Consider the following 26,281-nt stretch of genomic DNA (forward strand, 5'->3'; position numbering starts at 1 on the left):
CCACTTATTGTCCTATATAAAAATAAACACTCTTGCTATACTGTGCTCTAGCCGTCCGTCGGCACTACATACAGCAGGAGGAAACCACATTGAATTTCGGCAGCTGGGATTTGGGCAAAAAAGTCATTATCGGCTCTACGATTCTCGCATTTCTTTCGTTCTTTTTTAAGTGGGTGGATGTCGGGTTTATTTCCCAAACCGGCTTCGGGCAAGGTGCGATCTATTTGATCCTCGCTTTCGCATATCCGGCGATCATGGTGTGGACGGGGAAACCGCTCAATAAAATGATAGGTTTTATCTCGGCTGTGATCGGCGTTATTTTGGGCATCGTGTACATCAATTCGAAAACGATCGAATTCTTCGGCTCATCCGTGAATGCGGCGGCAAGCGGTCCGTATGTCTACATTGCTTCCTGTGTCATTCTGATGTTCGGCATCTTTAAATCGAAATCGAAAGCATAAGCAAGGGAGTTATCCAACGATACGCCGGCCGCAAGGCCGGTTTTTTTGTTTGTTTGATGGGGTAAAATATTCGGATGGTAGTCCTGTAAGATAAAGGAGTGAGCAGAATGCTGGAAACGTTAAAGGATGGCAATCGTTTCGTCATGAAGGACGATGGAGAGGCGGTCGCCGAAATCACTTTCGTGCCGCAAGGGGAAGCAACGCTCGTAATCGATCATACCTACGTGGATCCGGCCTGGCGGGGTCAGAAGCTCGCGGAAGAGCTGGTGATGCGGGTGGTGGAACATGCGCGGGAAACGAACCGCAAAATTATTCCGGCTTGTTCCTATGCGCACGCGCTGTTCAGGCGAAAAAAAGAATACCAGGATGTTTGGCAGCAGGATTGACATGCAGGCGGTAAAACCGCCTGCAGCATACACTAATCTGCACCGTCAGTCAGCGAGACTGACTAACAGACAGCCACCCTGCGGACCTATCTGTTGGTAGCATAGCCGGATTACTGGCGGCTCAGCATGAACTGTACAATAGCGACAGTGACCAAAAAGATCACCATATAAAAGACAACATTCCGAAGCCATCGGGACTTGCCCTTTTTGCGGCTTTCTTTCGGAATATACTGCTGGATCATCGTATAAATCTCCGGATGTCCCGTCAAATATCTCCGCGGGAGAATATGCGCGGCGTTGCTGGCGATAAACAATAATACCGTGTTTTTCGTCATCTGCACTTTCTGAACATCCGTCCACAGCGTGTTTACCGACGTCGACGCAGAGGTTGCAGTAAATCCTTCAGGGGTAAAAACATATGTCTTTTTCTCTTGGAGAAACTTGTTGTTGAAGCTTCTTTTCGCGCTGAAATACATGAGAAAGGGCATCAGGATAATAATCAGCAGGAAAACGAGAAAAGATACGTAATCCTGAAATGGACGTCCGTCCGCAATTTCAGCCATCACGGCCAACAGGATCACGAACCCGAAAAACAGCATGATCCATAGCGTTCCGTTTTTACGCCAGAACGAGAAATTAAAATCCAAAATATCTTTTTTGGTCAATTCAATTCCAACGGTAGAAGCCTGCACGGTTTCGCTCATGTCATCACCCTCAGTAATATAAGTAGTTTCTGTAACGATCCAAAATTTCGGTTTCCATTGGCTGAAATAACGTGGAAACTTCATTGAGAAGTCGCCGGTGGGTCTCATTGGTCATTTGGTATAGCGGCTCATAGAGTCTTAACGAATCGATATACTTCATCCGGTGTCCGGTCGGAGGATGAGTGGCGTCGAGTCTTCCATCCGTCAATAAAGCTTTTCTTCGGATTCGTTCCAACTCGTTCCCCTCCATGATGCACTGGTTTTTCTTATTCTACCAAGGAATTGCAAAATATGCTGAAAAAAATATGATACAAAGTGTGTCACCAACCAAGCATTCGGGTAATCTACCTATAATGTGATGAAATACGGTAGCGGGAGAATTAATCGATGTCAGATACGAACGCGTCCTCCAATACATTGGAGCAATTAACCGTCTCGGAAAAGCTCGTTTACCACGCTTTAGCCGATGAAAAGGGCAGGCCGGTAGACATCGCGCAAATCGCCAAGAAGTGCCATTTGACCGATTTGCAAGTCATTGTGGCCATTCAACTCTTGATGCATAAAAAAATGCTCCCCACCGACCGGATTTTATTTTAAAGCGGCATTAGGCTGAGGCGCAGGGATATCCAAGCTGGGCACTTCACGTGTCCGGCTTTTTGTTTTGGCCCATTGACCTTCGGAAACCGTTGGGATAAAATGAGACCGATCGGTTTGTTTTTGGATTGTGAGTGGGGAGGTCAGCATGCGAAAAGGGCAACAAACGAGGGAGTACATAATCGGCAAAGCGGCTCGGCTGTTCAATCGGCAAGGGTACCGCGGATCCGCGATCTCGGACATTATGGAAGAGACGGGCCTGCGCAAAGGCGGGATCTATAATCATTTTTCTTCCAAAGACGAGCTGGCTTTCGAGGCGTTCGATTACGCCGTTAACGTGTTGAAAGAACGCTATATGAAAGCGATCGAAGGCAAGGAATCAAGGGTGGATCAATTGATTTCCTTGTTCTCCATCTACAACAACATCGTAGAGGATCCGCCGCTTGAAGGGGGCTGCCCGTTGTTGAACACAGCGGTCGATTCCGACGATACACACCCCGAACTGAAGCAGAAAGCGCAAGCTGCCATGAACCGATGGTACGACTTGGTACGAATGATCATACGCTCAGGCATAAAAAAAGGCGAATTCCGGGATGATCTGGATATCGAGCCCGTCGTTACTTATCTTACCGCGACCTTCGAGGGCGGTGTGATGCTGAGCAAGTTATACGGTGACAGCGGGTATATGCAGCAGACCTTCCGGCAGATGAAGGCTTATATACTGAAAGAATTAGTGAAATAAGAAACTTAAGAACTCACGGATCGCCGTTGCTTGTAATTCCTCAGGGGAGCTCTTACGACATTTCGCCAAATTGCAGCAGCAAACTTACCCAGAATATTTCCGCAGTGATATTTTGCGAAATTGGAAAGGTGTTGGGTGGAGTTGCGTGCTCACATAGCTTCTGTAAGCTCGTAAATTGTCGTTACAGCATGCGTTGGTCCCTAAGTCTGCTCTGCAATTTGGCAAAATATAGTTACACAAGAAAGTTTCAAGTTGGTGATACGGCCATAACGATGTGATTCTCTTCAAATCCATGAAGACGCAATGGCGTCTTCTCTTTTGACACAAAAAAAGACCGATCGGTCTTAACCGGCAATTGAAAAGAAAGGTTATGAGATCGTGGTCTGGGAAGCTTTTGTAGCCAAAAAATCCAATCTACCTTGTGAGCAAGGGAAGGAGACGTTCGTATGCAATTGATGTGGATCATTATCGGGGTGCTGTTCGCAGCAGGGGCAGTTGCGGGCCTATCGTTGTGGTATCTTACCGTGAAGAGTCAGTCGCCCAAAAGATTGGCGGGAGGGGAGCAGCCGGCTTACCCGTATGAGAAAGTGTTATTTTCCAGCGAAGGAACATCGATCGCGGGTTGGTTCATTCCGAATCAACCGGAGAACAGTGTACATAAAAGACCGGTGGTCATTTTGGCTCACGGTTGGGGATCCGGTAAATCCAGAATGCTTCGATACGTTACGCCTTTATATGAGGCGGGTTATGCGATCCTCATGTTCGATGCCAGAGGTCATGGGGAAAGCGGGCCGATCGACGCGCCTACAGTGAAGTCATTCCGGGACGATGTGTTAGCCGCACTCGAATATGCTTCGCGAAGGGATGAGGTGGATTCGGACTGTATCGCAATATTGGCGCATTCGTTCGGAGGCTTCGGCAGTGTGCTGGCATTGAAGAAAACGCAAAAAATCCGGGCATTGGTGACAGATTCGATGCCTGCACGTTTTGACTCCATCATGAAAGCATACTTATCAAAATCCAAGCTGAGACGCTTGCCGCTGCCGTATTTTCTGTTACGAATCGGAATGTGGAGAGCCGGAATCAGCAGCCAAGAGGCAGCCGGTTTCGATCTCGTGCCGATTATCCAAAGTACAACCACGCCGCTTCTCATGATGCATTCGTTAAACGACGATTATGTCCCAGTGAGTGAATTACAGTATCTGATGGATCACGCACCCCGAACCCGGCACCGGTATCTCCATACACCCGGTCATCGGAATTCCCACAAAGATCCACACTTTTGGAGCGAGTTGCTTCCATTCCTCAGAGAGGGCCTGGCTTAAACCCAGGGCAGCTTGCACTCTTCGGGGGCTGTTTTGACGAAGGATTGGATGGAGGGCTGTCGCAGCGCGCGGCCTTCCTGCCATCTCCATTCGCTGTACTGCACTTTTACGGTTAGCTTCGGTGTAACCCAATAAGCATCCCGATGTCGGTCAGGCCGATTGGCGAACGGGGATTTGTTCAACCTCATGGGCGTCAAAATCTCCGTCAGATCCCGCCATTCGGCCTTCGACAGCTTGCCGGTTCCGGTATGGCCGATATACCACAGCTTCCCCTCTTGATCGTATTGCCCCAGCAGCACGGCGTTTACGAATCCACCGCTTAACGTAAAACCGCCTATGACCGCGATCACATCTCCGTAGTTTTTGACTTTTTTCCACCGATCGTCCTTCCCTCCGAGGGAATAGGAACTACGCAAATCTTTGCATACGATCCCTTCCATGCCTTGCTGCCGCATCACCTCGAAAAGCTTATCGCCGTCATGGTGGAACGCGGCAAGCTGGACGTTCTCGTTCGGCGTGACGATATCCTGCAGCAAGGCCAATCTTTCGGACAAAGGCCGGCTGTTCACCCACTCGCCGTTGAAATAGACAATATCGAAAATCATATAGCTGACCGGCACGAGCCGCTGCATTTCTTGGACGCGGTCGAGCTTCTGAATGAGATCGCGGCGCATCACTTCATGAAAAGAAGGCTTGCCGTCCCCGGCCAAAGCGATGACCTCTCCGTCCAGAATGACGGAAGAGGCCCGGCAGTAGGAGGGGGTGTCCAGCAGCTCGGGATAATGGCGGGTACGTTCATTTTGCTTGCGGTTATACAGTTTGGTACTTTCCTCATCATGGTAAGTAAGGATACGCGTGCCGTCCCACTTGATCTCGTACCTCCAATAAGGTTCCGCCGGGATCGTGTCGCTGATCACCGGTTCGAACGGATAAATCGGCTCCATGGCTGCTCCTCTCATCTTTCCTTCTTACATATTCTGAACAGCCGGACGCAAAATAATGACCAGCTTGTACCCAGTAAGGAGATTTTCCTATGGAGAAGCAGATCGTCGCGATAGAAGGCAAAGAAGTCGAAATCTCTCATCCGGAACGCGTCATATGGCCGGAAGCGGGCATTACCAAGCTGGATTATTTAAAATACCTCATTCAAGCTGCGCCCTTTCTTCTGCCTTATACGAGAGACCGCATGCTGATGGTATGGCGATATCCCAACGGCATCCAGGGAAGGAGGGTCGAGGAGCGATCCATTCACGGCCATGCCCCGGATTGGGTTCCCCGAGTCGAGTATGCGGATAAGGAAAGGATTTTGCTTAACGATACCGCAACGCTGGTATGGGTGGCCAACCGAGGCGGGATCGAACTCCATGTGCCTTTCGACCGGCATGACCGCAAGGATTATCCGACCGAGCTGGTATTCGACCTGGATCCGGCGGACAGCATGCCTTTCGACGCGGTGCGCGAGGTGGCGCTGAAGCTGAGAGACGTGCTGGAAGGACTGTCCCTGCAGAGCTTTCCGAAAACATCCGGCGCGACAGGGCTGCAGATTTTCGTGCCCATCGAACCGAAATATACATTCGAGGAAACTCGCCGCATCAATACGTTCATCGCCAGGTACATGCTGCAGCAAATGCCGCGCCTCATCACGTTAGAGCGGGTGGTGGAGAAGCGCGGGGACAAGCTTTATTTTGACTACTTGCAGCTGTGGCGCGGCCGCACGATGGCGGCCGCTTATTCGGTTCGTGCGAAACCGCGGGCTACCGTCTCCACGCCTGTCACCTGGAACGAAGTAGACCAAGGATTCCATCCGTCCGATTTTACGATCGTCACAGTGCCGCAGCGCCTCCAAAAGGTTGGGGACTTGTTTCGAGCGATATCTTCATCAGAGTTCCGAACGGAGCAGCCGGTGGAGGAAATATTGAAGTTTATTGAGCGGACATCATAAACGGGATTTTATTTTCGACAAAATGTTTATTTTTCTTTACATAGGGTTAATAAAGAGTAGAAACAAATGACGCTTCAGCCCAACGATTTTAGTCAGACTCAGGCGTTCACGGGTGACAACAACAGGTCCTGCATTCCGAGGGACGGGTCACCGAAAGAATCGACGCCGCCTCGAGCTGATTAAAATACATTCCATAGACAAAGGGGATAGTCCAATGGAAAAGGGATAGGCGAAGCATGCGGAAAGCAGATTGCACAGTGAAAAAGCCGGTGACAACTTTTTCGTAATCTGTGGGCATGCGGGTACCGAGAGCAAGAGCAAGAGCAAGCATACGGTTGGATTAACATGCTGAACATGTCCCCATGAAAGGCAATGGAAATCCGAAAATTCATGAATATCCAGGACATGTCGTGCATGTCAGTGAAAGGGCAGGGAACAATCAAAAATGAATAGTAGGTTCGGCAAGCGATAGCCTTCGTTTATGCAGTATATAAACGGAGGCTATTTGTTTTTTTTCCACACCTGATTGGGGGAGCGCCCATACAATAATTTGTAACGATGGAGTTGGGAGGTACGTCATGATCCTGATCGGGAATAGCGATTCGGTCGATATCGGCGCACTGCCGTTGTCCCAAACGGAAAGAGCCGTGGCCATGAAAAAACAGCGCAGTCCGGTTACTTACCGTTATGAATCGACCGACGCCTTGCTGTTTGAGCTCAGAATGAGAAGCCGGATCGTGGACTCGGCTTATGCATTGCTGGCCAGCGGAATCCGGTTTACCACTTTCGAATATTCCGAGGGCCGTGAGCCGTATTGGTTTCGAATGGTGAACGGGGGCCTCCGTCTGAATCCGGACATACAGCCATCCGAGGCCATTCTCGATATTTTCTACAATGGAAGAGCATACGCCGTAGAATGCGCAACCGCGATCGTGATCGTTTTGTATCGAGCGGTACTGGAGTCGATCGGACGGGGGCCGTTTAACCTCTATTTCCGGGATCTGCTGTTGTACGATTGGCACTATGATGAAGATTTGCGGATGAAATCGATCGACAATATTGAGGAAGCCAATGTGGGAGATGTTTTGTACTTCAAAAATCCCGATCATGCCCCGGACCAGCCGCAATGGCAAGGCGAGAATACGGTTCTGCTCCCGGGCGGCGTACATTACGGCCACGGTATTGGAATCAAGAGTACGGAAGGGATTATCGCCGGTTTGAACCGAAGGAGGAGACCGGGAAGCCAGATTTCCGCCTACCTGACGGACCGGGTGGTGTTTCCGGATTTTGCGTATTTGCGCAGATTATCCGGCATTGTGGGGAGGATCGGATCGAGCATTTACATCCAGAACTTGTGAACTTCTTAGGTTAGCATGGGCTGCAGTTCGCCGATCTGTCCCCCACCTCGGACAGGTAATGGCGAATTTTTTTGTGCAGAAGTTCTCATGAATGCCGGAAAACGGGGCATACTGACATCAGCCTGAGTGAAGGAGGTTAGTCAAGTGTTCGTTTACGGACAAGATATCCCATTGGATGACGTCGTGCCCCAGGATCGGAAGGATCCGATTCCAACCGAGCCGGCAAGTCCGATGCAGTACCCGTTCGAATATGGAAAAGACATCTATCCTGAGACGTCTTCCGATTCCTCAATCACGTAACGAAATACTCAATTCCAGGAGAGGTGGAGCGAAAGTGGCAAAAGTGCTCTATATCACGGCGAACCCGAAAGCGGAAGAACAATCGTTCAGCCTTTCCGTGGGACGGGCTTTTTTGGACGCCTACCGGAAAGAAAAACCGGAAGACGAAATCGTCCATTTGGATCTTTATCAAATCGACATCCCCTATATCGATACCGATGTGTTCAGCGGTTGGGGCAAGCTGCAACAAGGCAAAGCCTTCGACCAATTGTCGGCGGACGAGAAGGCCAAGGTGGCGAGAATCAACGAACTGACGGATCAGTTTGTCGCAGCCGACAAATATGTGTTCGTGACGCCGATGTGGAACTTCAGCTTCCCTCCGCGCGTCAAAGCCTACATCGATAATATTTGTATTGCCGGCAAAACCTTCAAGTACACGGCGAACGGCGCGGTGGGTCTGCTGACGGACAAAAAAGCGCTGCATATCCAGGCACGAGGCGGCGTATACTCGGAAGGTCCCGCCAAAGAGATCGAATTCGGCGACCGGTTCTTGAGGGCAATTTTCCAATTCATCGGGATTACGGATGCCGACACGCTCGTCATCGAAGGCATGGCGCAAATGCCGGATAAGGCCCAGCAAATCAAAGAGAAGGCCATCAGCGGTGCGGCAGATAAAGCGAAATGGTTTGCGAAAGAGCCGGTTCGGGTATAGTCGGGCGCTGTTTCGGTTACGCTGATCTTTGAAAGTTGAATACAATTGCCCATCCGCTTGCAATTCCACGATTGATCGGGTATTATGGAGGTAATTCAAATTCTTGACCTGAACTCGCATATTGTAGAGGGTTATGATTTGGAAATAACCTTGTACAATATGTGAATTTTTTATTTCTCACGAAATAAAGAGGTCGCGTAACTATAAAGGAGGTGTTTTACACATGCAACAAGGAACAGTGAAATGGTTCAACGCTGAGAAAGGCTTCGGTTTCATCGAAGTTGAAGGCGGCAACGACGTATTCGTGCACTACAGTGCAATCACTGGCGATGGTTTCAAAACGTTGGACGAAGGACAACGCGTTGAATTCAATGTGGTTCAGGGCAACCGCGGACCGCAAGCCGAGAACGTCGTAAAACTGTAATCCACAGCAAAGTACCCCGAGCCTTGCGGTTCGGGGTACTTTTGTTTTTCTAATACGGAATGAGCCAGGACTTTCAAGGAGGGACGTTCATGTATAACTCACGGAAAAAACCGGTGGAAGAAATACCTGAAGAACTTACCGCAATTTGGTCCTGCACCAACGATGCATGCAACGGCTGGACGCGGGCGAACTTCACGTTTTCTGATCAGCCCGTCTGTCCGCTATGCCGATCCGAGATGGAGAAAGGCGAGAGAATGCTCGCCGTTATCGTCAACTCCAGTCCTGCTCAGTACAAAACGGACGCTCACTAAGCGTCCCCGTTTATGAAGGGCCAGCCGGATCATTCTGGCGGGCCTTTTTATTTTGTTTGGAGTATAATTTTCTGCTGGTGCTGACCGCGTTTTTTACGTTATGTACGGTGTCCTTGGTCATGGGCTTTATTTTGTAATCCCAATTGATATGAAATCAACGAATAATTATATAATCATTTAATGTCATATGTGCTGATTAAACTGCCGGAAGGAAACGCCAGCTGCATGTCGAATGCAAAACGAAGAGAAACGGTTGGAACTGCCGGAATCGGATAGAGGAGGTGCAGGGATGCCGGAAGCAAGTTTGAGCGATCCGATGTCGATTTCGGATGTGGAACTAGGCACAACACGCCTGACCCCTAATTACCGTATCGATTTGCGGAATCCCGGGAATGAGCAATTGGACCGCTTCATCAACGCCAACCTGGTATCGGACTGGTCGCAGCTGACTTGGAAAACAGTCGGGAAGCCTTATGAAGTCAAGACGATGGCGAAGTCCAAGCAAGAATGGGAACAACAGAACGGACACATGTCGGTGAAAACCTCGTGGGAATTTTTCAATCGTTCTTTTCATGAGTGGTTTGTGAAAGATGTGCCGGAGGAACTGTCCGAAGCGAAAAAGAAACTTTATAAACATTTGGCGCGGTTTCAAGTTCACGAGGTGAAGGAAGCGCTGGGCGAAACCGCCCGCTTGTCTCTGTGGAACTATGCGCACCGGATTCAGGACGGGATTTGGGATCCGCGCGGCAAACGGGCGTTATTCCAAGGACTCGACATTCGTAAGCCCCGCATTCTGTTCTTGGGAGCAGCGGAAGGGTACGAGGCAATGCAGCTGCATGCGATGTATCCGGAAGGCGAAGTCGTGATGGTCGACTACGACGATTTTTGCCGCACGGACCGGTTCGGGCACTTCCCGGACAGCTATCCTTTTCTAGGCGCGAATCCAGCCACCGGCCAATCGCAGGTTTGGCATAAATCGCAAATGAATATCCATTACCTGGTGGACGATATCCGCAATCTGCCTTTCGGCAAAGAGTTTGATATCGTGCTCAGCGTCGGGCTGCTGGAGCATTTCCCGGACGAGTTCAAGCCCGAAGTGATGGACTGGCACCGCAAATTTCTGAAGCCGGGCGGCTATGCCGTCATGACGACACCGAGAGTGCAGCTCAGGTCACGGTTGTTTTACACCATCATGGCCGATGTTATGAATCATACGTATAGAGAACTCATGGACGTGCGGCAAATGGGCTTGTATGTGTATGAGTCGGGGTTCGATATTTTACGGCACGGGTACATCAAGGTGCATAACGGGATTGTCGCGAAGCCGAGATAAACAGGAAGAGCCGCTCATCCGAGCGGCTCCTTCTATTTGGTATCGAGTTCCGGCAGCAGAAGGACGCTCTCTTGTTCATTCGGGTCCGTGCGAGCGATCAAAGCGGTGCAAGGTTCGGTGCATGAACGCGTCATGCTCATGAGTTGCGGGCACCTCCGATTCGAATGGGTTGTTTATTCGTCAAACAAATGATATGAGATGATGATGGAGGAGATGACGTTATGGAAGTGAAACCGGTCGTTTTAACGGGGAACAGGGTCGAATTACTGCCTATGGAAGAAGGGCATGCCGAAGGGCTGTATGAAGCGGGGAATTTCCCTGACATCTGGACGGTAACCCAGGGCTGGATCGCGTCGATGGAAGATGCGGGGGCTTATGTGCGCAAAGCGCTGGACCAGCCCGCAGCCGTCCCATTTGTCATCAAAGACCGGCTGACCGGCAAATTGATCGGAAGCACGCGGTTTTTCGATATTTCGGCGGCAAACCGGAATTTGGAGATCGGATCGACTTGGCTGACGCCTTCGGTCTGGAGAAGCGAGGTTAATACCGAGTGCAAATATTTGCTGCTCAAGCATGGCTTCGAAACGTTGGGCACAATACGGGTGCAGTTGAAGACGGACACCCGCAACACGCGGTCCCAACGGGCGATTGAGCGGCTGGGTGCTGTGAAGGAAGGCATTCATCGCAACCATATGATTTTGCCGGACGGTTACATACGCGATACCGTTTATTACAGCATTATCGACCGGGAGTGGCCGGAGGTGAAAGCGCGGCTGGAGCGCTTCATGACGCAGCACAAGGAGGCATAGAAGTTGGATATCGAGCTGCTGAAAGGGATGTGGCCGAAGAAGGAGTGATCAAAGTAAAACAACCGTTGAAGCTGAGTGTTCTGGATCTGGTTCCCGTATTCGAAGGACGGGAAGATACTTACGCATTGGCCCAGGCGGCAGAGCTAGCGCAGGCGGCGGAGCTTCTCGGCTATACCCGCTATTGGGCGGCCGAGCATCATGACATGCCGAAGCTGGCTTGTCCCGCTCCGGAAGTGCTTCTCGCCTATATCGGTGCGAAAACGGAACGCATCCGCATCGGATCGGGCGCCGTGTTGCTGCCGCATTATTCGCCGCTGAAGGTGGCCGAGTGCTTCCAGCTGCTGGCGGGCTTATTTCCGGGGCGCGTCGATTTGGGTTTGGGACGTGCTCCCGGAGGCTCCGCGCACGTGAGTATGGCGCTGAGCGGAAATTTCCTGGAAAATGTCCGGCAGACGCCGGATAAGTTAAAAAATATTACGGAGCTGCTGATGGGCAGCTATATGTATGAAGGTGAACCCGTCGGCGCCCGCCCGAACCCACCCGTTCCGCCGGAAATTTGGATGCTGGGCACCAACCGGAAAAGTGCGGAGTACGCAGCGAAATTCGGTACGGGCTACGTATTCGGCCAGTTTATGAGTGATACAGCAGGCGATGAAGTTTTGAAAGCGTACAGGGAAGCATTTGTTCCTTCGCCGCTCTTCCCGGAACCGAAGTCGATCGTCACGATGGGAGCGGTATGTGCGGAAACGGAGGAGGAGGCCAGACGCCTGGCATCCTCCGGTGCTGCATTATTTAGGAAGGACGCGCAGGATGGGGAGGCCGCACCTTACTTCGAAACCAAGCTGCTGATCGGTACGCCGGCTTCCATCGCAAACCGTTTGCAGGAATTATCCGATTTATACGGTGTTGACGAGTTTATGCTGGTGACGATGATCCCGGATTACCGCGCGCGTATTCATTCCTATGAGCTGATCGCGAGAGAAGTGTGGTAGGCTTAAACGAACAACACTTACCTGAGATGACGCATCAGTTTCAGCCGGTCTGCCGCCGGCTGTTTTTTATGCTATACTTTTGGAAGCGATTGCATAATGGGGATGCAGGACCCAGCGAAGGGGGACCTCATGTTTTCGTTGTCCAAGCCGATATCGATCCGCACCTTGCTGCTTGCGGTTTTTTTGCTGCTCATGATTTTCCCGATGGTCGTCATTACCTTCGTAATCTATACGAAAGAAAACCAAATCTTCCAAAGCCAGGTCAGCCAATACCTGTCCCAAACCGTTCAGCAAACCGAGAGAGCGCTTGACGCCAACCTGACGGAGATCGACCGCCTTACGTGGCCGCTTCTGTACCAGCAGCAGCTGGATTTCCTAGAGGGTCCTCTTCATACGCCGTACCAACTGCAAGAGGCCAACCGCAAATTTCAGCAGATGGTGTATTTCGATCTATTCCGCGGCCGGCTGGATCATATCCGCGCTGTGTATTTCGTCACGCCCGAACGGATCGTACTGTCCACCGACAATACCTATCAATGGGCTAAGCAAATGGACAAAGAAAATTACCGGTACATCATCCAACAAATCGCCAGCAGGCCGCTCAAAATGAACTGGTTCAGCGACCGGAGAGCCGCTTTTCGTTCCGACAGCGGGTTTGAAACGTCGGTCCGCGATTCGGTCGTGGCCGCCCGCAGGCTGATCGACAGCAACTTCTCCACGCTGCGGGGCCATTTGTTCGTACAGTTCAACGACCGGTTCCTCGCGGATTCGCTGAAGAACGTACATATCGGCTCGACAGGCGCGCTGTTGGTCACGAACCCGCAGGGCGACATCATTTATGAGCAGGAATCCGCTTTGCTGCAAAACCGGCAAATCCGCGACGCCGTCAAGTCATTGCCCTCACAAGGGAGCGGCAGTGTCAAGCTGCAGGGGAAGTGGCTGCTGTCTTACGTCACATCCGATATCAGCGGCTGGAAAATGACGGCGGTCGTGCCGATGGGCGAGCTTCTCGGCGCCAACCAAAAAATATTGCAATATTTGCTGATTATGGCGGTGCTCGGAACGGTCATTTTTATCATCATTTCCGTTTTGCTGGCGACTGCCTTGTCCAAGCCCGTCATTCAACTCGCCCGCTTAATGTCCTACTCGTCCATCGGCCACCTGCAGGTGCGGGACATTCAAGGATCCATCCACGAAATCGGCATCCTGCAGCGGAATTTCAACCGGATGATGGAGCGGATCCAGCAGCTGATGCAGGAGAACGAACGGAAGGAAAAAGAAAAGCGGGAAGCGCTTCTTCAGGCGCTGCAGATGCAGATTCATCCCCATTTCTTGTATAACACGCTCGACACGATGTATTGGATGTCCAAAAAGCACAAAGCGGAGCCGATCAGCAAGCTGGTGGCTGCACTCGGCAAGTTTTTCCGGTTTACGCTGAGTTCAGGGCAGGAATGGACGACGCTTGAAAAAGAGCTGGAGCATGTGGAGAATTATTTGCAGATCCAATCGTTCCGATACCGAGATCGGGTGCGGCATACGATCCTTATCGATCCGCCTGCCCGAGATACAGCGATTATTCCTCTCCTTTTGCAGCCGCTGGTCGAAAATGCACTGGAACATGGGATTTCCAACCTCCCCGAAGGCGGAGATATTACAATTACCGCGAGCCGGGAAGGTGAACGGGTTACCATTCGGATCTACAATTCGGGAGTTCCCGTCGATGTACGGCGGATAGCAAGTCTGCTTCAGGACGAGACCCAGCGCGCTCACGTCGGATTGCGGAATGTGCAGAACCGGATTCAGATGGCCTTCGGGCCGGAGTTCGGCCTATCCGTGGAACAAGCCCCCGAAGGAGGAACCTTGGTCATCGTGAGTATTCCGTACCAAAGTTTAGCCACGAAAGAGGCGGCCGGATGAAAAACCGATTCAAACTACATGTGTGGCTGGCGTTGGCTTTCGGATTAATGCTGGTCTGGGCGCTTGGCGGCATTGTGTTTTTGGACCGTAACTCGGTCGAGGCGGAAACGCCGGGCACCCCGCCGCCTTCCATCAAAGTCCTGATTCGTACCGGAACGGAATCCGCCGCCCTTCGGCAGCTTCTAGGGCCGTTCGAGGAGGAGACGGGCATCCGAGTAGATCTCATCGAGGTCGGCCGGGACGGTTACTTTACGACGGTGGGCACCCAACTGTTGGCCGGATCGGAGACGTTCGATTTGGTTTTCGTGCCGAATACGTCTATCGCGGAGTTGGCTTCCGCAGGCGCGATCGCGCCGCTCGATCCGTACATCGACAACCCCGCCCTGACGGATCGGCCATCGTTCGATTTGGATGATTTTCTGTCCGTTTATCGTTACCAAGATGCCATCTATGCCTTGCCTACCGACATCAGCACGCATTTTCTGTTTTATCGAGGCGACCTGATTCCGGAACCTCCTCAAACCTGGGATGAAGTGTATGCGCTCGCAGAGAAGTTTTCCAAAATCCGGAATACCGCGTCCCCGACCAAATGGGGATTGGCCATGCCGGCAGTCGTGCCGGAAGAAAGAACGAAAATATTCGCTTCGCTGCTCTGGACGTTCGGAGGCGATTTCCTGAGCGAAGGGAATAGCCGTTCGATGCTGAGCGAGGCCAAATCGATTGAAGCGGCGCAATACATCCAACGGCTGGTGAAGAATAGGCTCGTACCGGGAGATTTGGTGTATTGGGATTTCGTGCGAACTCGGGACGCACTCTTGTCCGGTGAGATCGCCATGGCCGCTCCCTACTGGAACGCCGCCTATCCAATGATCCGTTCCGACACGGAGAGCCCTTATCGCGATCAGATCAAGGCGGCGCTCCTTCCGGGCGTGAAGGGCCCCAACGGGAAAATTCGAAGAGTTCCGTTCCAGCATGCATGGACTTTTGCCATGAATGCCAGCTCCACCCGCAAGGAATGGGCCTGGAAATTTCTCGCCTATGCCACCGGCAAGAAGGGAGGAGCCCTCTATGCCCAAGCCGGAGGCGTACCAGCGCGGCGGTCGATTCTTGCCGATCCTGCATATCGTGAAACCCGCCCTGATTTTCAGCTGATTCTGGAGAGCATGAAATACGCCAAATCGGAGCCGGCCGTCACGTATTACCCTTCAATGGTGGAGATTGTGGAGGATGCCTTGGCGAAAGTGTTTACCGTGAACAATAAACCGAGTGACGCGTTCATACAGGCCACGAACGAGCTGAATCGGCTAACGGCGAGATGAAGGAGTGGAAGGTGATCAAAATGGAGAATCATCGGCAGTGCCGGGCGATCATCATCGACGATGAAGAGTGGATCCGAGAAGGATTGAGCGAGCATATCGACTGGGACAAGCTCGGCATCGAACTGGTACGTGCATTCAAGGACGGTACGGAGGCCTTTTCCTATTTGGAGAAGGAAACGGCGGATATCATTTTGTCGGACATCCGGATGCCGAACATGAGCGGCTTGGAATTGCTGTCGCGGCTGCGTGAACGGGGGGCCGGCAGGCCGGATTTGACGCAGGTGAAGGTGATTTTCCTCAGCGGGTTCGGCGATTTCAAGTACGCGCAAGAAGCGCTAAGACTAGGCGCCATCGACTACTTGCTCAAACCGACGGAGGTCGAAGAAATTGAAGCTTCGCTGTTGAAAGCCAAAAGACGGCACGAAGAGAGCTTCGAACGGACCGCTCCCGCTGCCGAACCGGCCGAAGAGCCGAGTTCCTACCTCATCAAGAAAGCTCTTCAGCTGCTTTCCGACCGCTACCACGAAGATCTGCACCTTTCAGACCTGGCCGCCGAGTTGTTTATTACACCGAACTATTTAAGCCGGTTATTCAGGCAAGAGACCGGCAAATCGTTCGTCGAGCTGCTGATGGAAATCCGGCTGGAGAAAGCCCGCGCGATGCTGACGCAGGATATGGTCAAAATTTATGAAGTCGGACTGGCGGTCGGGTATCCGAATCCCCGCTATTTCAGCGAATGGTTTCAGAAAAATACGGGAATGTCGCCGGGCGAGTACCGGAATCTTTATTTTCGCGGCTGACCGATTTGTGCAAAAAATCGGAAGAAAAGATAGACCCGCTGCGTTTTCTGCATAACCCTTTTCATTTTATGATTGTAGTGTAAAACGCTTTCATAAAAGGAAGATCGAAAGGGGTATGGAAGTGAAACGTAAAGCGGGTCTTGTAATTTCCGCAGTTGCCTTGACGGGCATGCTGCTGGCCGGATGCGGCGGCAAAAGCAACAGCGACGCATCGTCGTCGCCGTCCGCTTCGAACTCGCCCTCTGCTTCGCCTTCGGCGAGCGCGAGTGCGCCGGCTTCTCAAGCGGCAAGCGGCGGTAAAGTCGAAATTTTCAGCTGGTGGACGGGAGCGGGGGAAGAAGCGGGTCTGAAAGGCCTGATTCAGTTATTCTCCGGCAAGCACCCGGAAATTGAAGTCATCAACGCTGCGGTGGCAGGCGGCGCAGGCACGAACGCCAAAGCTGTACTGGCAAGCCGCATGCAGGGCGGAGATCCGCCGGATGCGTTCCAGGTACACGGCGGAGCCGAGCTGAACACCGGCTGGGTGGCGGCGGATAAAGTTATCGACGTCAATGATTTGTATGAGTCCGAAGGCTGGAAAGATAAGTTCCCGAAAGACCTGATCGATCTTGTCAGCAAAGACGGCAAAGCTTACTCGGTGCCGGTCAACATTCACCGCGGCAACGTGATTTTCTACAATAAGAAAATTTTTGACGACAACGGCTTGAAAGCTCCGACGACTTTCGATGAGTTCTTCAAGGTGGCTGACGCACTGAAAGCGAAAGGCATCACTCCTCTCGCGCTTGGCGACAAAGAGCCCTGGACGGCGACCATGGTATTCGAGAACGTCCTTCTCGGCGAACTGGGTCCTGACGATTATAAGAAGCTCTGGAACAACCAATTGCCCTTTGATGACGCGAAAGTGAAAAAATCGCTGGAAACGTTTAAGAAAATGCTCGGCTACATCAATCAGGACCACGCGGCCCGCAACTGGCAAGACGCGGCTCAACTGGTGGCCAAAGGCGAAGCGGCCATGAACATCATGGGCGACTGGGCGAAGGGCTACTTTACGACGGATCTTAAGCTTGAAGCGAACAAAGACTTCGGATGGGTTCCGACGCCGAACACGACCGGCATGTTCATGGTCATTACGGACACGTTCGCGATTCCGAAAGGTGCCAAGAACGAATCCAACGCCAAAGAATGGCTGAAGGTGCTCGGTTCCGTGGAAGGTCAAGACGTATTTAACCCGCTGAAAGGCTCGATCCCGGCCCGCATCGATGCGGACAAATCGAAATACGACGTGTACGGGCAGCAGACGATCGAAGACTTCAAAACGGCGAAACTGGCGCCTTCCATGGCGCACGGCTCCGCCGCTCCGGAAGGCTTCACGACGCAGGCGAACCAGGCGATCAACATTTTCGTGACCAACGGCGATGTGGATCAAGCGTTGAAAGCGTTGAAAGCTGCACAATCTTCCAGCATCCAATAACGAATCATAGGGCCAGATGAGGACGTTCGCATCTGGCCCTGCTTCACCTACGGGAGTGTGGGCCATGGTGCAAAAATCCGAAAAAGCGATTCCGATTCTGATGGTGCTGCCTTCTGTGATCGCAATTGCGATTTTCGTCTACGGTTTTATTTCCTGGACGGGATATGTGTCGCTCACCAACTGGAACACGCTGGTGAAATCGATGCATATCGTCGGCTTTGACAACTACAAGTTCCTGTTTCAAGATTTCCGGTTCCAATCGGACCTTCGGAATACGCTCGCTTTCACGATCTTGTTTATCGGACTTACGATGCTTTGCGGGTTATTTCTTGCCCGAATGGTGGATGCGAAAATTAAGGGAGAGTCATTTTTCCGGAACGTGTTCATCTTTCCGATGGCGCTCTCTTTTATCGTTACGGGTGTCGTCTGGCAGTGGGTGCTCAACCCCACGACCGGCGTGAACCTGGTCTTGAAATCGCTGGGCGTGTCCCATTTGCCCAAATGGTTTACCAGCACCGATATCGTGCCCAAAGTGCATCTGGGGGCCATCGACTTCGGTCTGCCGGTCGCCATCATCGCCGTGGTGCTCGCCGCCGTCTGGCAAATGTCCGGATTCGCCATGGCCATGTATCTTGCGGGTTTGCGTTCGATTTCCGACGACCTGCGGGAAGCGGCGCGTGTCGACGGCGCGACGGAGGGGCAAATTTTCCGCAAAGTGATCCTGCCCCAGCTGAAGCCGATTTCGATGAGCTTGATCATCATACTTGCGCATATCTCGCTTAAAATTTTCGATTTGATATACGCGATGACGGGACCCGGCGCCATGTTCGTCACCGACGTTCCGGGCGTGTACATGTTCGAGACCACATTCCGCGGCAACCATTATGCACAGGGTGCAGGCATCGCGATGATCATGCTGCTGCTCGTGTCGCTGCTCATCGTACCGTATTTGGTATCGAGCTTCCGAAAGGAGAGGAGCTAGATGCCGAAAGGAACCGTATCGCGCTATTTGCTCTATTCGCTGCTTGTCGTGTTGGCCGCCTTATTTTTGGTGCCCGTCTATGTCATGTTGATCACCAGCTTAAAAGGTGTCAAAGAAATCACGCTCGATCAAATGTGGCGGCTGCCGAGCGCGCTGGATTTCTCGGGTTATAAGGAAGCCTATACGAAGCTTGTCCCGAACTTACGAAACAGCTTCCTCCTTGCCATTCCGGCGACCGTGCTCTCGTCTCTGCTTGGATCCATGAATGGTTACGTATTGTCCAAGTGGACTTTCCGAGGTTCCAATTTACTGTTTGCGCTAATGCTGTTCGGGATGTTCATTCCCTACCAAAGCGTGCTGATTCCGCTGATCCAGTTCATGCAGTCGATCCGACTGTATAATTCGATTCCGGGATTGGTTCTTGTCCATATCGTTTACGGCTTGCCGATCTGTACACTCATGTTCCGGAATTTCTACGTCGGGATCCCGACGGAGATGCTGGAAGCGGCGCGGATCGACGGAACCGGATTTTTCGGGATCTATCGTAGAATTATGCTGCCGTTGTCCATGACGGGTTTCGTGGTGGTCGGCATCTGGCAGTTCACCAGCGTGTGGAACGAGTTCCTGTTCGCGGTCACTTTAACCACGCAGAAGCAGCAGCCGATCATGGTCGCTCTGCAAAACTTGTCCGGCAGCCAGATCGTTCAGTGGAACGTCCAGATGGCCGGAGCGCTTCTCGCAGCGCTGCCGACACTGCTCGTGTACGTGCTGCTCAGCCGCTACTTCGTGCGAGGTTTGCTGGCAGGCTCGATTAAGGGGTAAAAAAAACGCCCGTCCGTTATTGAATGAGGACGGGCGTTCCGGTTTTAATCTGATCATAAAGCCAGTGAACATCTTTGTTGTACATCCGGATGCAGCCTTTCGAAACGTATTTACCGATGGATTTTTCGTTATTCGTGCCGTGGATACCATAGGCGTAGGATACTTTCCCGTTGATGGTGACTTTGAGCCCGAGCCAGCGGTCTCCCAGCGGATTTCTCGGATCGCCCCCCGGAATCTTTTCTTTGTACCACGGTCTGTTCTTCACTTTCTCGTGAACGGTGAACAGCCCTTTGGGTGTGTAAGAGGACTTCAGCCCGGTGGCGACCTTGAACGATTTCACAAGCTTGCCTTGCTCGTAGTAGTAGAGTCGGTTCAGGTCTTTCCGGATGACGATGAATTGCTTGAATTCGGCATATTTGCCGGATAATTGCTTGGCTTGTACAGCTGTTGCGGAGTAGGCGGCGGTGACGGGAACGAGCAGCAGCAGGGATAACATCATGACGGCGATTCTCAGGAATGCGAGTTTCATTTTCATGTCGGCTGTTTTCTCCCCCTTTGAATCTTATCTATATGCCGGGTTTGCAAGAAAAGGCACTTCCCATAGCCTGGGACTGTGCTTTTTTTCATACAGTTGCCGGAAGCAGGGTTATAATGGAGAAAGCACGAGTTATCGTATCGGGAGGGATCTAGGGTGATGATGGAATCGTTCGAAGCGCTGGTTGCCGACCAGTCCGAAAATCAATTTACAGTCGGAATCCGGAGACTAACGTTGGAAGATTTGCCGGCGGGCGAGCTGTTGATCGAGGTCGCGTATTCCAGTGTGAATTACAAGGACGCGCTGGCTTGTATCCCGAACGGCAACATCGTCAAAACGTATCCTTTCGTACCGGGTATCGATTTGGCGGGTATTGTGGTATCTAGTGAGGACGGACGGTTCCAAAAAGGGGACGAAGTGATCGTAACGAGCTACGAGCTCGGCGTGTCGCGCTTCGGCGGGTTCAGCCAATATGCCAGAGTTCCGTCCGCTTGGGCGGTCAAACGTCCAGCTGGGCTTTCGCTTAAGGAGTCGATGATTCTTGGGACTGCAGGGTTCACGGCAGCCTTGTCTGTGCATGAGCTGGAACGGAACGGTGTTGCGCCGGACGCCGGACCAGTGCTTGTTACCGGCGCATCGGGCGGGGTGGGCAGCATGGCGGTGGCGATTTTGTCCAGGCTAGGGTATGAGGTGACGGCAAGTACCGGCAAAACGGACATGAGAGACGAGCTCGTGCGATGGGGAGCGGCACAAGTGGTGTCGAGAGACGAGTGGATTCCGGAAAAGCCGCGTCCGCTGGACAAACAACGGTGGGCCGCCGCGGTCGACTGTGTAGGAGGAAAAACGCTGTCCGCCATTCTGAGCAGCATTCGCTGTGGAGGGGCGGTCGCGGCCAGCGGATTAACGGGCGGCGCCGAGCTTGCAACAACGGTGTTCCCTTTTATCTTGAGAGCGGTGAAGCTGATCGGCATTGATTCGGCGAATACGCCGATGGATCTGCGTCGGACGGTCTGGGAGCGATTGGCCGCGGAGTGGAAGCCGGGGGTATTGGAGAGTATGTACTCGGAGATTTCGCTGGATCGGATACCGGAAACGGTTACGGCACTATTGCAAGGTCAATCCCGCGGCAGATTTCTGGTGAAGGTGTGAATGCAAGCTCGGGGGGCGCGATAAGCTCCTCTTGTTATTCTTTAACCCTGCTTTTAGGCGTACGATACCAAGCGATAGAATAGAGCTGCAAAACAAAAAAAGGAGCCCGGGGCTCCTTTTTTTGTTTCCTATTACAGTACGCGTCTTGCTGTGATATAGCGTTTACTGTATTTGCTCAAATCGCTGATGATAACACCGTTGACGTTGGATCCGATCGTATTGTGAATGAATTTGCCGTTTCCGATATAGATGCCGACATGATTCACTTTACCCGGAGTACCGACGCTGAAGAACACGAGGTCGCCCGGCTTCAAATTGCTTTTCGAGACGTACTTGCCTGTCGTGCTCTGAGCCCGGGAACTCCATGGCAGTTTAACCCCTTGAGAAGCGAATACATACTTCGTAAACGAGGAACAGTCGAAAATCAATTTTTGCGGATTGTTCACGCCAAATTTGTAACGCACTTTGCCTTGAACGGATTTGGCTGCGCCTATAATGTCGTACGCCTTCTGCATGGACGAAGTAGTCGAAGCGGACGTGGCAGCGAATGCCGTGCCGGAACCGGCGATCTCAACCGTAATAAGGGACAAGCCCAGCACTGCGGCTGCAATGACTTTCTTGACAAGAGATGTGAATTTCATGTTTGTCCTCCTAACGTGAGATTGTTGTTCGAGGACAAGGATAACATGCTTGGTAGCTTATATGGGGAATCTAAGCCGATTCTCATACTTCCAAATTACTTGCGGGTTTGCCTGATTTCGCTAAAAAGCTGGTGCTTATTGCCATCCGAAGACGGCATTTTCATGTTCAACTGCGCTAATAATTGTTCCGCCTCGCCGCGGGTTAACGGCATTGCGGAGTCTACCAATTCATAGCCGAGCCGGCCGTCTACCTCGATGACAGCCGTCCTCACGTCGGAGAGTCTGGCAATGCCCTTCCGCCGGAGTCTCAGTTCCATTTGTTCCATCGTCATGCGCATTTTGTGCAGATTTTCTTTCAGAATTTGTCCGTCGCGTATAACAAGCATCGGCCGACCGATGACGAGCCGCTCAATCCAGTGGTATTTCATGGCTAAATATTGAAAGAGAAACAAGATCAAAACGAAAATGACGATGCAAACGAGGGTCTTCCATAATGCATTCTCCGAGACGGCGTGTCCAATGAGAGTGCCGATCGCTAACACGGTGACCATCTCCAGAGGGGTCATTTCCGCCATGACCTTTTTGCCCGCGATCCGGAGCAGGATGAAACCGCTCAATATGATGGTCACTGCTTCATATGCAAACTGAAACATGGTCCGACCGCTCCTTTCGAAGCTGTTTCCGGTATTATGCCCCAAAAGGATACGATTTCCGCACGGCAAAAACCCCCGGCCTCCCTGAAGTCGGGGGGCCGGGGGTTGTGTTAGCATCTATCTTGGCCTTGAACCGGCTTGCGGTTCATCGGTTTGGAGCCTGTATCCTCCGCCAGCTTGCCGCCGAATTGGTCCAACCGGGAGGGAGTCGCTGCCGGCCCGTCGTTATCGGGCTTGTTATTGCGGCCTGTCATCTCATCACCTCCAAGCACGGGCATTTCGTTCACACAGGTATCATGAGATGAAATGACCGGGCCTATTCAGCAACCGAAGCGGCGGCCGTTTACGCTTAGCGTTTGAGCGCGGCCGCGATTTGGCCGGCTACCTCGGCATTATGATAAACCAGCGCAATATTCGTTTCCAAGCTTTGGCCGCCCGTTAACTGCTTAATGCGGTCCAGCAGGAAAGGTGTTACTTTTTTGCCCGTAATTCTCCGTTCCTTCGCTTCATCCAGCGCTTGCCGAATCACACCTTCGATTTCGCCGTGCTGTAACGCGGAGGCTTCTGGAACGGGGTTCGCGATCACTGCTCCTCCGTCGATGCCGAGCTCCCATTTGCGTTGGAGCATCAGGGCGACCTCTTCGGGGCTGTCCAGGCGGAAATCTACGCCATAGCCGCTTTGCCGCGAATAAAACGAAGGAAATTCGTCGGTGCGGTAGCCTACGACCGGTACTCCGTGCGTTTCCAAATACTCCAGCGTACGGCCGATATCCAGAATCGATTTGGCCCCTGCGCAGACGACAGCCACGTTCGTTTGTGCAAGTTCCGTCAAATCCGCCGATACGTCCATCGTGACTTCACCTTCGCGGTGAACGCCGCCTATGCCGCCGGTCGCGAACACTTGGATGCCCGCAAGGGACGCGCCGATCATGGTGGCGGCCACGGTGGTGGCGCCGATTTTGCCTGAAGTGAGCATGTACGCGAAATCCCGCCGGCTCACTTTCTCGATGTCGCGGCGGGTGGCGAACAGTTCCAGTTCGTTCTCCGTCAGGCCGATTTTGATTTTGCCTTCCATGATGCCGATCGTGGCCGGAACCGCGCCTTGATCGCGAATGATTTGTTCGACCTTGCGGGCCATGTCGATATTTTGCGGGTACGGCATACCGTGCGAAATGATCGTGGTTTCCAGCGCGACGACCGGTTTGTTCGTTTCCAGCGCGTCGCGGACTTCTTCTGTAAATGTAAGATGTGCGGATTTCATTCGAATTTCTCCTTCACGGTTTGATGCAAAAGCTGTTCATTCAGGCGGTCCGCTACGGAATGGGACGTCTGGAGGGCCAAGTGGGCGGCCGCGATGCCGAACCGGCATGACTCCTGGAAGCCGCGTTCGTGCAGCATTCCAAATGCAATCCCGGCGGCGAACGCATCTCCGGCTCCCGTTACCTCGACGACTCGGGTGGGGATCGCCGGGAAGTGCCGGCTGCCCTCTTGTCCGAAATACCATACTCCTCGACCCCCGAGCGTCAGAAATACGTTGCGGACGCCGCGTGCTGCCAAAGCTTCCGCCAGCTTCTCGGGATTATGGGAATCGCCGTACCGGAATCCCGTCATCTCGCATGCTTCTTCCTCATTGGGAAAAATGGCGGTAATTCCGTCCAGTTTCTCGGGCAGTTTCTTCGATTTTTCCGATGACACGGGGTCGACCAGAAGAGGGATGCCGTGTTCGCCGCAACGGCCGATAAGTTCCGCTAGTGTGTCGGCGGGCAAATTCGTATCGGCAATGACCAGTTTGGATGCGGCGACGTGCGCCCAACGCTCGCGAAGCATCGCGGGAGTGAACCGGTCGTATATGTCCATATCGGCAAAAGCCAGCACCATCTCGCCGTCGTGATCGATGACCGCCGTGTAGGAGCCGGTTTTATCACCGGGCATGACCATCGACGAGCCGGTGTCCACACCCCGGTTCTTCGTCTCCTCCAACACCCAGGCTCCGGCATTGTCGTCCCCGACCATCGTCATCAGAGAAACTTTCGCCGACATGCGGGCCAGCGTCTCGGCAATATTCCGGGCGACTCCGCCGCAGGACTGCGTGACGTTCACCGGATTTGAGCTCGCCATCCGGATCGGCTGCTTCGCCGCGGCTTTGCTGTCGAGATTGGCGCCGCCAATACACAGCACGGAGGCGGTATCCGAGGGGATGTATGCCCGTCCGCGGATGATCCCCTTCTTCGTCAGTGCAGCGATGTAACCGGCGACGGCGGAGCGCGAAATCCCGATACTCTCAGCGATTTCTTGCTGCGTGACGAAAGGATTCCGACGAATCAACTCCATAATTTGCTCTTCGCGATCCATAAACTGCTCCTTTCCTTGTTCAGCATCTCCAATGTCTTCATGGATCATGAAGCTTATTATAGGAAACCATCGGACACTTGTCTATGAAATGGACAAAAGTTATGAACTCCAAATTGTTCCTACTTGCCTGCAGGTTGACTTATCCGGCCTGTTTGAGCTGAGCCTCGGCTTGCGCGATAATGTCCGCAATTCGAACCTCCAAGCCGTGCATCTGCTGCAGCTTTCCGAGCAGCTGGACAGTGAGTCCGTTCACGGCGGCGAAACGCTCCGAAGCGGCCTTAGCATCGCGTTTCTTGACCGCTTGGGTCAAGGTTTTCCAAGTCAACGAGCGGTTGTCTTGTAAAACCGACACGGATTCTTTCAGGGCTTTGTACTGTTTCTTGAGCGGATCGATCCCGGACAGCGTGGTGCGCACTTTCTTCATCCAAGCATTTGCGGCATCACGGGCGGAAGCCAAAGCCAGCTGTTTCCCCTTGATATCCGCCCGCGCCGCCTCGACCGAAAGCTTCAAGCTTTCCGCCTGCGCCGACAAAACGGAGGTCAGGGTTTTGTTTTTAAGCTTCCTTGCAGCGGTCAATTGCTTATTCACCGAGGTATATAAATCGAATAAAGGCTGATAGCGCTTTTTGGCGTTCTCGACCGAGAGCTTTAGCGTGTTGATTTTGGCGGAGTTGATTTGCATGATCCGCTTACGGACATCTGCCGAACGATCCTCGTTGCGATAATGAAGAGCGCCGGTTTGCTGCTCCCACGAGCGACTTTGCTCGGCGAGGGAGAGATAGTCCCGATATTGGCCGGTCAGCCTCTCCGCCAGCTGGCTGTCGGCGCCGGCAGCGGTCTTTTCGAACTCGTGCTTCTGCAAAGCGGTAAACTCGGGAGCCGCGGCTAACGCCATAACCGGCACCCATAACGCCATCACCAGCATAAGCACCGTCGCTATTGCGACTTTACACGTTTTTAAATTCATTTATAATCCTCCCCGGAACGGCCGCCCGCATAAAAAAAGCACCCGCAAGACAGGCGCCATCGCCTCTCTTACGGGTGCTTCCCGAACAGCCGTTCGTTTATTTGCATTCAATATAACCGACTTCGTCCAGCGATGTCAAGGGCAATTCCGTGATCGAGAATAGGACATAAGACAGGGGTGGATTAGGCCTATTGGCTCGAATACCCATTGAAAAGGCATTTTTCCCAACAAAGCTATATTTTCCTTTTTATGGTACGAAAATAAACATCCATACCCACACTCAATTTGCCATACCCCATCG

At 52.5% G+C, this 26,281-nt stretch carries 30 protein-coding genes; 21 read left to right on the forward strand and 9 right to left on the reverse strand.

Features of this window, described 5'->3' with window-relative positions:
* Positions 1-89 precede the first annotated feature (89 nt).
* Positions 90-461 carry a hypothetical protein gene (locus E5161_RS16225; protein ID WP_136778888.1) on the forward strand — a complete coding sequence of 124 codons (372 nt, stop codon included), beginning with the start codon at positions 90-92 and terminating at the stop codon, positions 459-461.
* Positions 462-568: 107 nt separating this feature from the next.
* Positions 569-847, forward strand: coding sequence for a GNAT family N-acetyltransferase (locus tag E5161_RS16230; RefSeq protein ID WP_136778889.1), 279 nt, complete (start codon positions 569-571; stop codon positions 845-847).
* Between the two features lie 110 nt (positions 848-957).
* On the opposite strand, the gene E5161_RS16235 is transcribed toward E5161_RS16230, so the two are convergent.
* Positions 958-1,551, reverse strand: a complete 594-nt coding sequence (locus E5161_RS16235; protein ID WP_169306728.1) for a YcxB family protein — start codon at positions 1,549-1,551, stop codon at positions 958-960.
* A 387-nt stretch (positions 1,552-1,938) separates the two neighbouring features.
* Here E5161_RS16235 and E5161_RS16240 point away from each other — a divergent pair, with 387 nt between their 5' ends.
* From E5161_RS16240 to E5161_RS16250, 3 genes are all read left to right on the forward strand, one after another.
* A complete protein-coding gene (locus E5161_RS16240) occupies positions 1,939-2,148 on the forward strand; it encodes a hypothetical protein (RefSeq protein ID WP_136778891.1) in 210 nt (69 codons plus the stop codon).
* A gap of 145 nt (positions 2,149-2,293) precedes the next feature.
* Positions 2,294-2,887 carry a TetR/AcrR family transcriptional regulator gene (locus tag E5161_RS16245; RefSeq protein ID WP_136778892.1) on the forward strand — a complete coding sequence of 198 codons (594 nt, stop codon included), beginning with the start codon at positions 2,294-2,296 and terminating at the stop codon, positions 2,885-2,887.
* 446 nt (positions 2,888-3,333) lie between these two features.
* Positions 3,334-4,212: an alpha/beta hydrolase gene (locus E5161_RS16250; RefSeq protein WP_136778893.1), complete on the forward strand. Its 879-nt coding sequence runs from the start codon at positions 3,334-3,336 to the stop codon at positions 4,210-4,212.
* Here E5161_RS16250 and E5161_RS16255 read toward each other — a convergent pair.
* Positions 4,209-5,156: an ATP-dependent DNA ligase gene (locus tag E5161_RS16255; RefSeq protein ID WP_246042340.1), complete on the reverse strand. Its 948-nt coding sequence runs from the start codon at positions 5,154-5,156 to the stop codon at positions 4,209-4,211. The genes E5161_RS16250 and E5161_RS16255 overlap by 4 nt on opposite strands.
* An 89-nt stretch (positions 5,157-5,245) precedes the next feature.
* Here E5161_RS16255 and ligD point away from each other — a divergent pair, with 89 nt between their 5' ends.
* From ligD to E5161_RS16330, 15 genes are all read left to right on the forward strand, one after another.
* Positions 5,246-6,154: a non-homologous end-joining DNA ligase gene (ligD, locus tag E5161_RS16260; RefSeq protein ID WP_136778895.1), complete on the forward strand. Its 909-nt coding sequence runs from the start codon at positions 5,246-5,248 to the stop codon at positions 6,152-6,154.
* A gap of 578 nt (positions 6,155-6,732) precedes the next feature.
* The gene (locus tag E5161_RS16265; protein ID WP_136778896.1) at positions 6,733-7,512 is read left to right on the forward strand and encodes a protein-glutamine gamma-glutamyltransferase; all 780 of its coding nucleotides are present in this window, start codon (positions 6,733-6,735) and stop codon (positions 7,510-7,512) included.
* A gap of 144 nt (positions 7,513-7,656) precedes the next feature.
* Positions 7,657-7,812: a hypothetical protein gene (locus E5161_RS20875; protein ID WP_169306729.1), complete on the forward strand. Its 156-nt coding sequence runs from the start codon at positions 7,657-7,659 to the stop codon at positions 7,810-7,812.
* Between the two features lie 34 nt (positions 7,813-7,846).
* Entirely contained in the window at positions 7,847-8,503 is a 657-nt protein-coding gene (locus E5161_RS16270) for an FMN-dependent NADH-azoreductase (RefSeq protein WP_136778897.1), read from the forward strand.
* 223 nt (positions 8,504-8,726) lie between these two features.
* The gene (locus E5161_RS16275; RefSeq protein WP_136778898.1) at positions 8,727-8,927 is read left to right on the forward strand and encodes a cold-shock protein; all 201 of its coding nucleotides are present in this window, start codon (positions 8,727-8,729) and stop codon (positions 8,925-8,927) included.
* 89 nt (positions 8,928-9,016) lie between these two features.
* Positions 9,017-9,238: a cold-shock protein gene (locus tag E5161_RS16280; protein WP_136778899.1), complete on the forward strand. Its 222-nt coding sequence runs from the start codon at positions 9,017-9,019 to the stop codon at positions 9,236-9,238.
* A gap of 289 nt (positions 9,239-9,527) precedes the next feature.
* Positions 9,528-10,571, forward strand: coding sequence for a class I SAM-dependent methyltransferase (locus E5161_RS16285; protein WP_211246752.1), 1,044 nt, complete (start codon positions 9,528-9,530; stop codon positions 10,569-10,571).
* A 221-nt stretch (positions 10,572-10,792) separates the two neighbouring features.
* A complete protein-coding gene (locus tag E5161_RS16295) occupies positions 10,793-11,380 on the forward strand; it encodes a GNAT family N-acetyltransferase (protein WP_136778900.1) in 588 nt (195 codons plus the stop codon).
* Positions 11,381-11,424: 44 nt separating this feature from the next.
* Complete coding sequence (locus E5161_RS16300; protein WP_246042343.1) at positions 11,425-12,372, forward strand: MsnO8 family LLM class oxidoreductase; 948 nt, start codon at positions 11,425-11,427, stop codon at positions 12,370-12,372.
* Positions 12,373-12,501: 129 nt separating this feature from the next.
* Positions 12,502-14,289, forward strand: coding sequence for a cache domain-containing sensor histidine kinase (locus E5161_RS16305; protein ID WP_169306730.1), 1,788 nt, complete (start codon positions 12,502-12,504; stop codon positions 14,287-14,289).
* Positions 14,286-15,608 carry an ABC transporter substrate-binding protein gene (locus E5161_RS16310; protein ID WP_136778902.1) on the forward strand — a complete coding sequence of 441 codons (1,323 nt, stop codon included), beginning with the start codon at positions 14,286-14,288 and terminating at the stop codon, positions 15,606-15,608. Before E5161_RS16305 ends, E5161_RS16310 begins: the two co-directional genes overlap by 4 nt.
* 20 nt (positions 15,609-15,628) lie before the next feature.
* Positions 15,629-16,408: a response regulator transcription factor gene (locus E5161_RS16315; protein ID WP_169306731.1), complete on the forward strand. Its 780-nt coding sequence runs from the start codon at positions 15,629-15,631 to the stop codon at positions 16,406-16,408.
* Positions 16,409-16,529: 121 nt separating this feature from the next.
* The gene (locus tag E5161_RS16320) at positions 16,530-17,879 is read left to right on the forward strand and encodes an ABC transporter substrate-binding protein (RefSeq protein ID WP_425456535.1); all 1,350 of its coding nucleotides are present in this window, start codon (positions 16,530-16,532) and stop codon (positions 17,877-17,879) included.
* A 16-nt stretch (positions 17,880-17,895) separates the two neighbouring features.
* Positions 17,896-18,861: a carbohydrate ABC transporter permease gene (locus E5161_RS16325; protein ID WP_136778905.1), complete on the forward strand. Its 966-nt coding sequence runs from the start codon at positions 17,896-17,898 to the stop codon at positions 18,859-18,861.
* Positions 18,862-19,683 carry a carbohydrate ABC transporter permease gene (locus tag E5161_RS16330; protein WP_136778906.1) on the forward strand — a complete coding sequence of 274 codons (822 nt, stop codon included), beginning with the start codon at positions 18,862-18,864 and terminating at the stop codon, positions 19,681-19,683.
* A gap of 16 nt (positions 19,684-19,699) precedes the next feature.
* On the opposite strand, the gene E5161_RS16335 is transcribed toward E5161_RS16330, so the two are convergent.
* Positions 19,700-20,218 carry a L,D-transpeptidase gene (locus E5161_RS16335; protein ID WP_246042347.1) on the reverse strand — a complete coding sequence of 173 codons (519 nt, stop codon included), beginning with the start codon at positions 20,216-20,218 and terminating at the stop codon, positions 19,700-19,702.
* Positions 20,219-20,380: 162 nt separating this feature from the next.
* On the opposite strand from E5161_RS16335, the gene E5161_RS16340 reads away from it, so the two are divergent.
* Positions 20,381-21,367, forward strand: coding sequence for an oxidoreductase (locus E5161_RS16340; protein ID WP_136779071.1), 987 nt, complete (start codon positions 20,381-20,383; stop codon positions 21,365-21,367).
* Positions 21,368-21,498: 131 nt separating this feature from the next.
* On the opposite strand, the gene E5161_RS16345 is transcribed toward E5161_RS16340, so the two are convergent.
* The 6 genes from E5161_RS16345 to E5161_RS16365 form a co-directional block, all read right to left on the reverse strand.
* Positions 21,499-22,008: a C40 family peptidase gene (locus E5161_RS16345; protein ID WP_136778907.1), complete on the reverse strand. Its 510-nt coding sequence runs from the start codon at positions 22,006-22,008 to the stop codon at positions 21,499-21,501.
* Between the two features lie 95 nt (positions 22,009-22,103).
* Positions 22,104-22,661, reverse strand: a complete 558-nt coding sequence (locus E5161_RS16350; RefSeq protein ID WP_169306732.1) for a DUF421 domain-containing protein — start codon at positions 22,659-22,661, stop codon at positions 22,104-22,106.
* 110 nt (positions 22,662-22,771) lie between these two features.
* On the reverse strand, positions 22,772-22,915 hold the full coding sequence (locus tag E5161_RS20880; protein ID WP_169306733.1) for a hypothetical protein: 144 nt from the start codon (positions 22,913-22,915) through the stop codon (positions 22,772-22,774).
* A gap of 95 nt (positions 22,916-23,010) precedes the next feature.
* Positions 23,011-23,922 carry a pseudouridine-5'-phosphate glycosidase gene (locus E5161_RS16355; RefSeq protein WP_136778909.1) on the reverse strand — a complete coding sequence of 304 codons (912 nt, stop codon included), beginning with the start codon at positions 23,920-23,922 and terminating at the stop codon, positions 23,011-23,013.
* Positions 23,919-25,013 carry a carbohydrate kinase gene (locus E5161_RS16360; protein ID WP_136778910.1) on the reverse strand — a complete coding sequence of 365 codons (1,095 nt, stop codon included), beginning with the start codon at positions 25,011-25,013 and terminating at the stop codon, positions 23,919-23,921. Before E5161_RS16360 ends, E5161_RS16355 begins: the two co-directional genes overlap by 4 nt.
* Positions 25,014-25,152: 139 nt before the next feature.
* A complete protein-coding gene (locus E5161_RS16365; RefSeq protein WP_136778911.1) occupies positions 25,153-25,980 on the reverse strand; it encodes a hypothetical protein in 828 nt (275 codons plus the stop codon).
* Positions 25,981-26,281 lie beyond the last annotated feature (301 nt).

Source organism: Cohnella pontilimi (genome assembly GCF_005049045.1).
Classification (GTDB): domain Bacteria; phylum Bacillota; class Bacilli; order Paenibacillales; family Paenibacillaceae; genus Cohnella; species Cohnella pontilimi.

Excerpts from the sequence above, each read along its gene's own strand:
- E5161_RS16230 (WP_136778889.1), top strand. The coding sequence starts at position 569 with ATGCTGGAAACGTTAAAGGATGGCAATCGTTTCGTCATGAAGGACGAT.
- E5161_RS16235 (WP_169306728.1), bottom strand. The coding sequence starts at position 1,551 with ATGAGCGAAACCGTGCAGGCTTCTACCGTTGGAATTGAATTGACCAAA.
- E5161_RS16240 (WP_136778891.1), top strand. The coding sequence starts at position 1,939 with ATGTCAGATACGAACGCGTCCTCCAATACATTGGAGCAATTAACCGTC.
- E5161_RS16245 (WP_136778892.1), top strand. The coding sequence starts at position 2,294 with ATGCGAAAAGGGCAACAAACGAGGGAGTACATAATCGGCAAAGCGGCT.
- E5161_RS16250 (WP_136778893.1), top strand. The coding sequence starts at position 3,334 with ATGCAATTGATGTGGATCATTATCGGGGTGCTGTTCGCAGCAGGGGCA.
- E5161_RS16255 (WP_246042340.1), bottom strand. The coding sequence starts at position 5,156 with ATGGAGCCGATTTATCCGTTCGAACCGGTGATCAGCGACACGATCCCG.
- ligD (WP_136778895.1), top strand. The coding sequence starts at position 5,246 with ATGGAGAAGCAGATCGTCGCGATAGAAGGCAAAGAAGTCGAAATCTCT.
- E5161_RS16265 (WP_136778896.1), top strand. The coding sequence starts at position 6,733 with ATGATCCTGATCGGGAATAGCGATTCGGTCGATATCGGCGCACTGCCG.
- E5161_RS16275 (WP_136778898.1), top strand. The coding sequence starts at position 8,727 with ATGCAACAAGGAACAGTGAAATGGTTCAACGCTGAGAAAGGCTTCGGT.
- E5161_RS16280 (WP_136778899.1), top strand. The coding sequence starts at position 9,017 with ATGTATAACTCACGGAAAAAACCGGTGGAAGAAATACCTGAAGAACTT.
- E5161_RS16285 (WP_211246752.1), top strand. The coding sequence starts at position 9,528 with ATGCCGGAAGCAAGTTTGAGCGATCCGATGTCGATTTCGGATGTGGAA.
- E5161_RS16295 (WP_136778900.1), top strand. The coding sequence starts at position 10,793 with ATGGAAGTGAAACCGGTCGTTTTAACGGGGAACAGGGTCGAATTACTG.
- E5161_RS16305 (WP_169306730.1), top strand. The coding sequence starts at position 12,502 with ATGTTTTCGTTGTCCAAGCCGATATCGATCCGCACCTTGCTGCTTGCG.
- E5161_RS16310 (WP_136778902.1), top strand. The coding sequence starts at position 14,286 with ATGAAAAACCGATTCAAACTACATGTGTGGCTGGCGTTGGCTTTCGGA.
- E5161_RS16315 (WP_169306731.1), top strand. The coding sequence starts at position 15,629 with ATGGAGAATCATCGGCAGTGCCGGGCGATCATCATCGACGATGAAGAG.
- E5161_RS16325 (WP_136778905.1), top strand. The coding sequence starts at position 17,896 with ATGAGGACGTTCGCATCTGGCCCTGCTTCACCTACGGGAGTGTGGGCC.
- E5161_RS16330 (WP_136778906.1), top strand. The coding sequence starts at position 18,862 with ATGCCGAAAGGAACCGTATCGCGCTATTTGCTCTATTCGCTGCTTGTC.
- E5161_RS16335 (WP_246042347.1), bottom strand. The coding sequence starts at position 20,218 with ATGAAAATGAAACTCGCATTCCTGAGAATCGCCGTCATGATGTTATCC.
- E5161_RS16340 (WP_136779071.1), top strand. The coding sequence starts at position 20,381 with ATGGAATCGTTCGAAGCGCTGGTTGCCGACCAGTCCGAAAATCAATTT.
- E5161_RS16345 (WP_136778907.1), bottom strand. The coding sequence starts at position 22,008 with ATGAAATTCACATCTCTTGTCAAGAAAGTCATTGCAGCCGCAGTGCTG.
- E5161_RS16350 (WP_169306732.1), bottom strand. The coding sequence starts at position 22,661 with ATGTTTCAGTTTGCATATGAAGCAGTGACCATCATATTGAGCGGTTTC.
- E5161_RS20880 (WP_169306733.1), bottom strand. The coding sequence starts at position 22,915 with ATGACAGGCCGCAATAACAAGCCCGATAACGACGGGCCGGCAGCGACT.
- E5161_RS16355 (WP_136778909.1), bottom strand. The coding sequence starts at position 23,922 with ATGAAATCCGCACATCTTACATTTACAGAAGAAGTCCGCGACGCGCTG.
- E5161_RS16360 (WP_136778910.1), bottom strand. The coding sequence starts at position 25,013 with ATGGATCGCGAAGAGCAAATTATGGAGTTGATTCGTCGGAATCCTTTC.
- E5161_RS16365 (WP_136778911.1), bottom strand. The coding sequence starts at position 25,980 with ATGAATTTAAAAACGTGTAAAGTCGCAATAGCGACGGTGCTTATGCTG.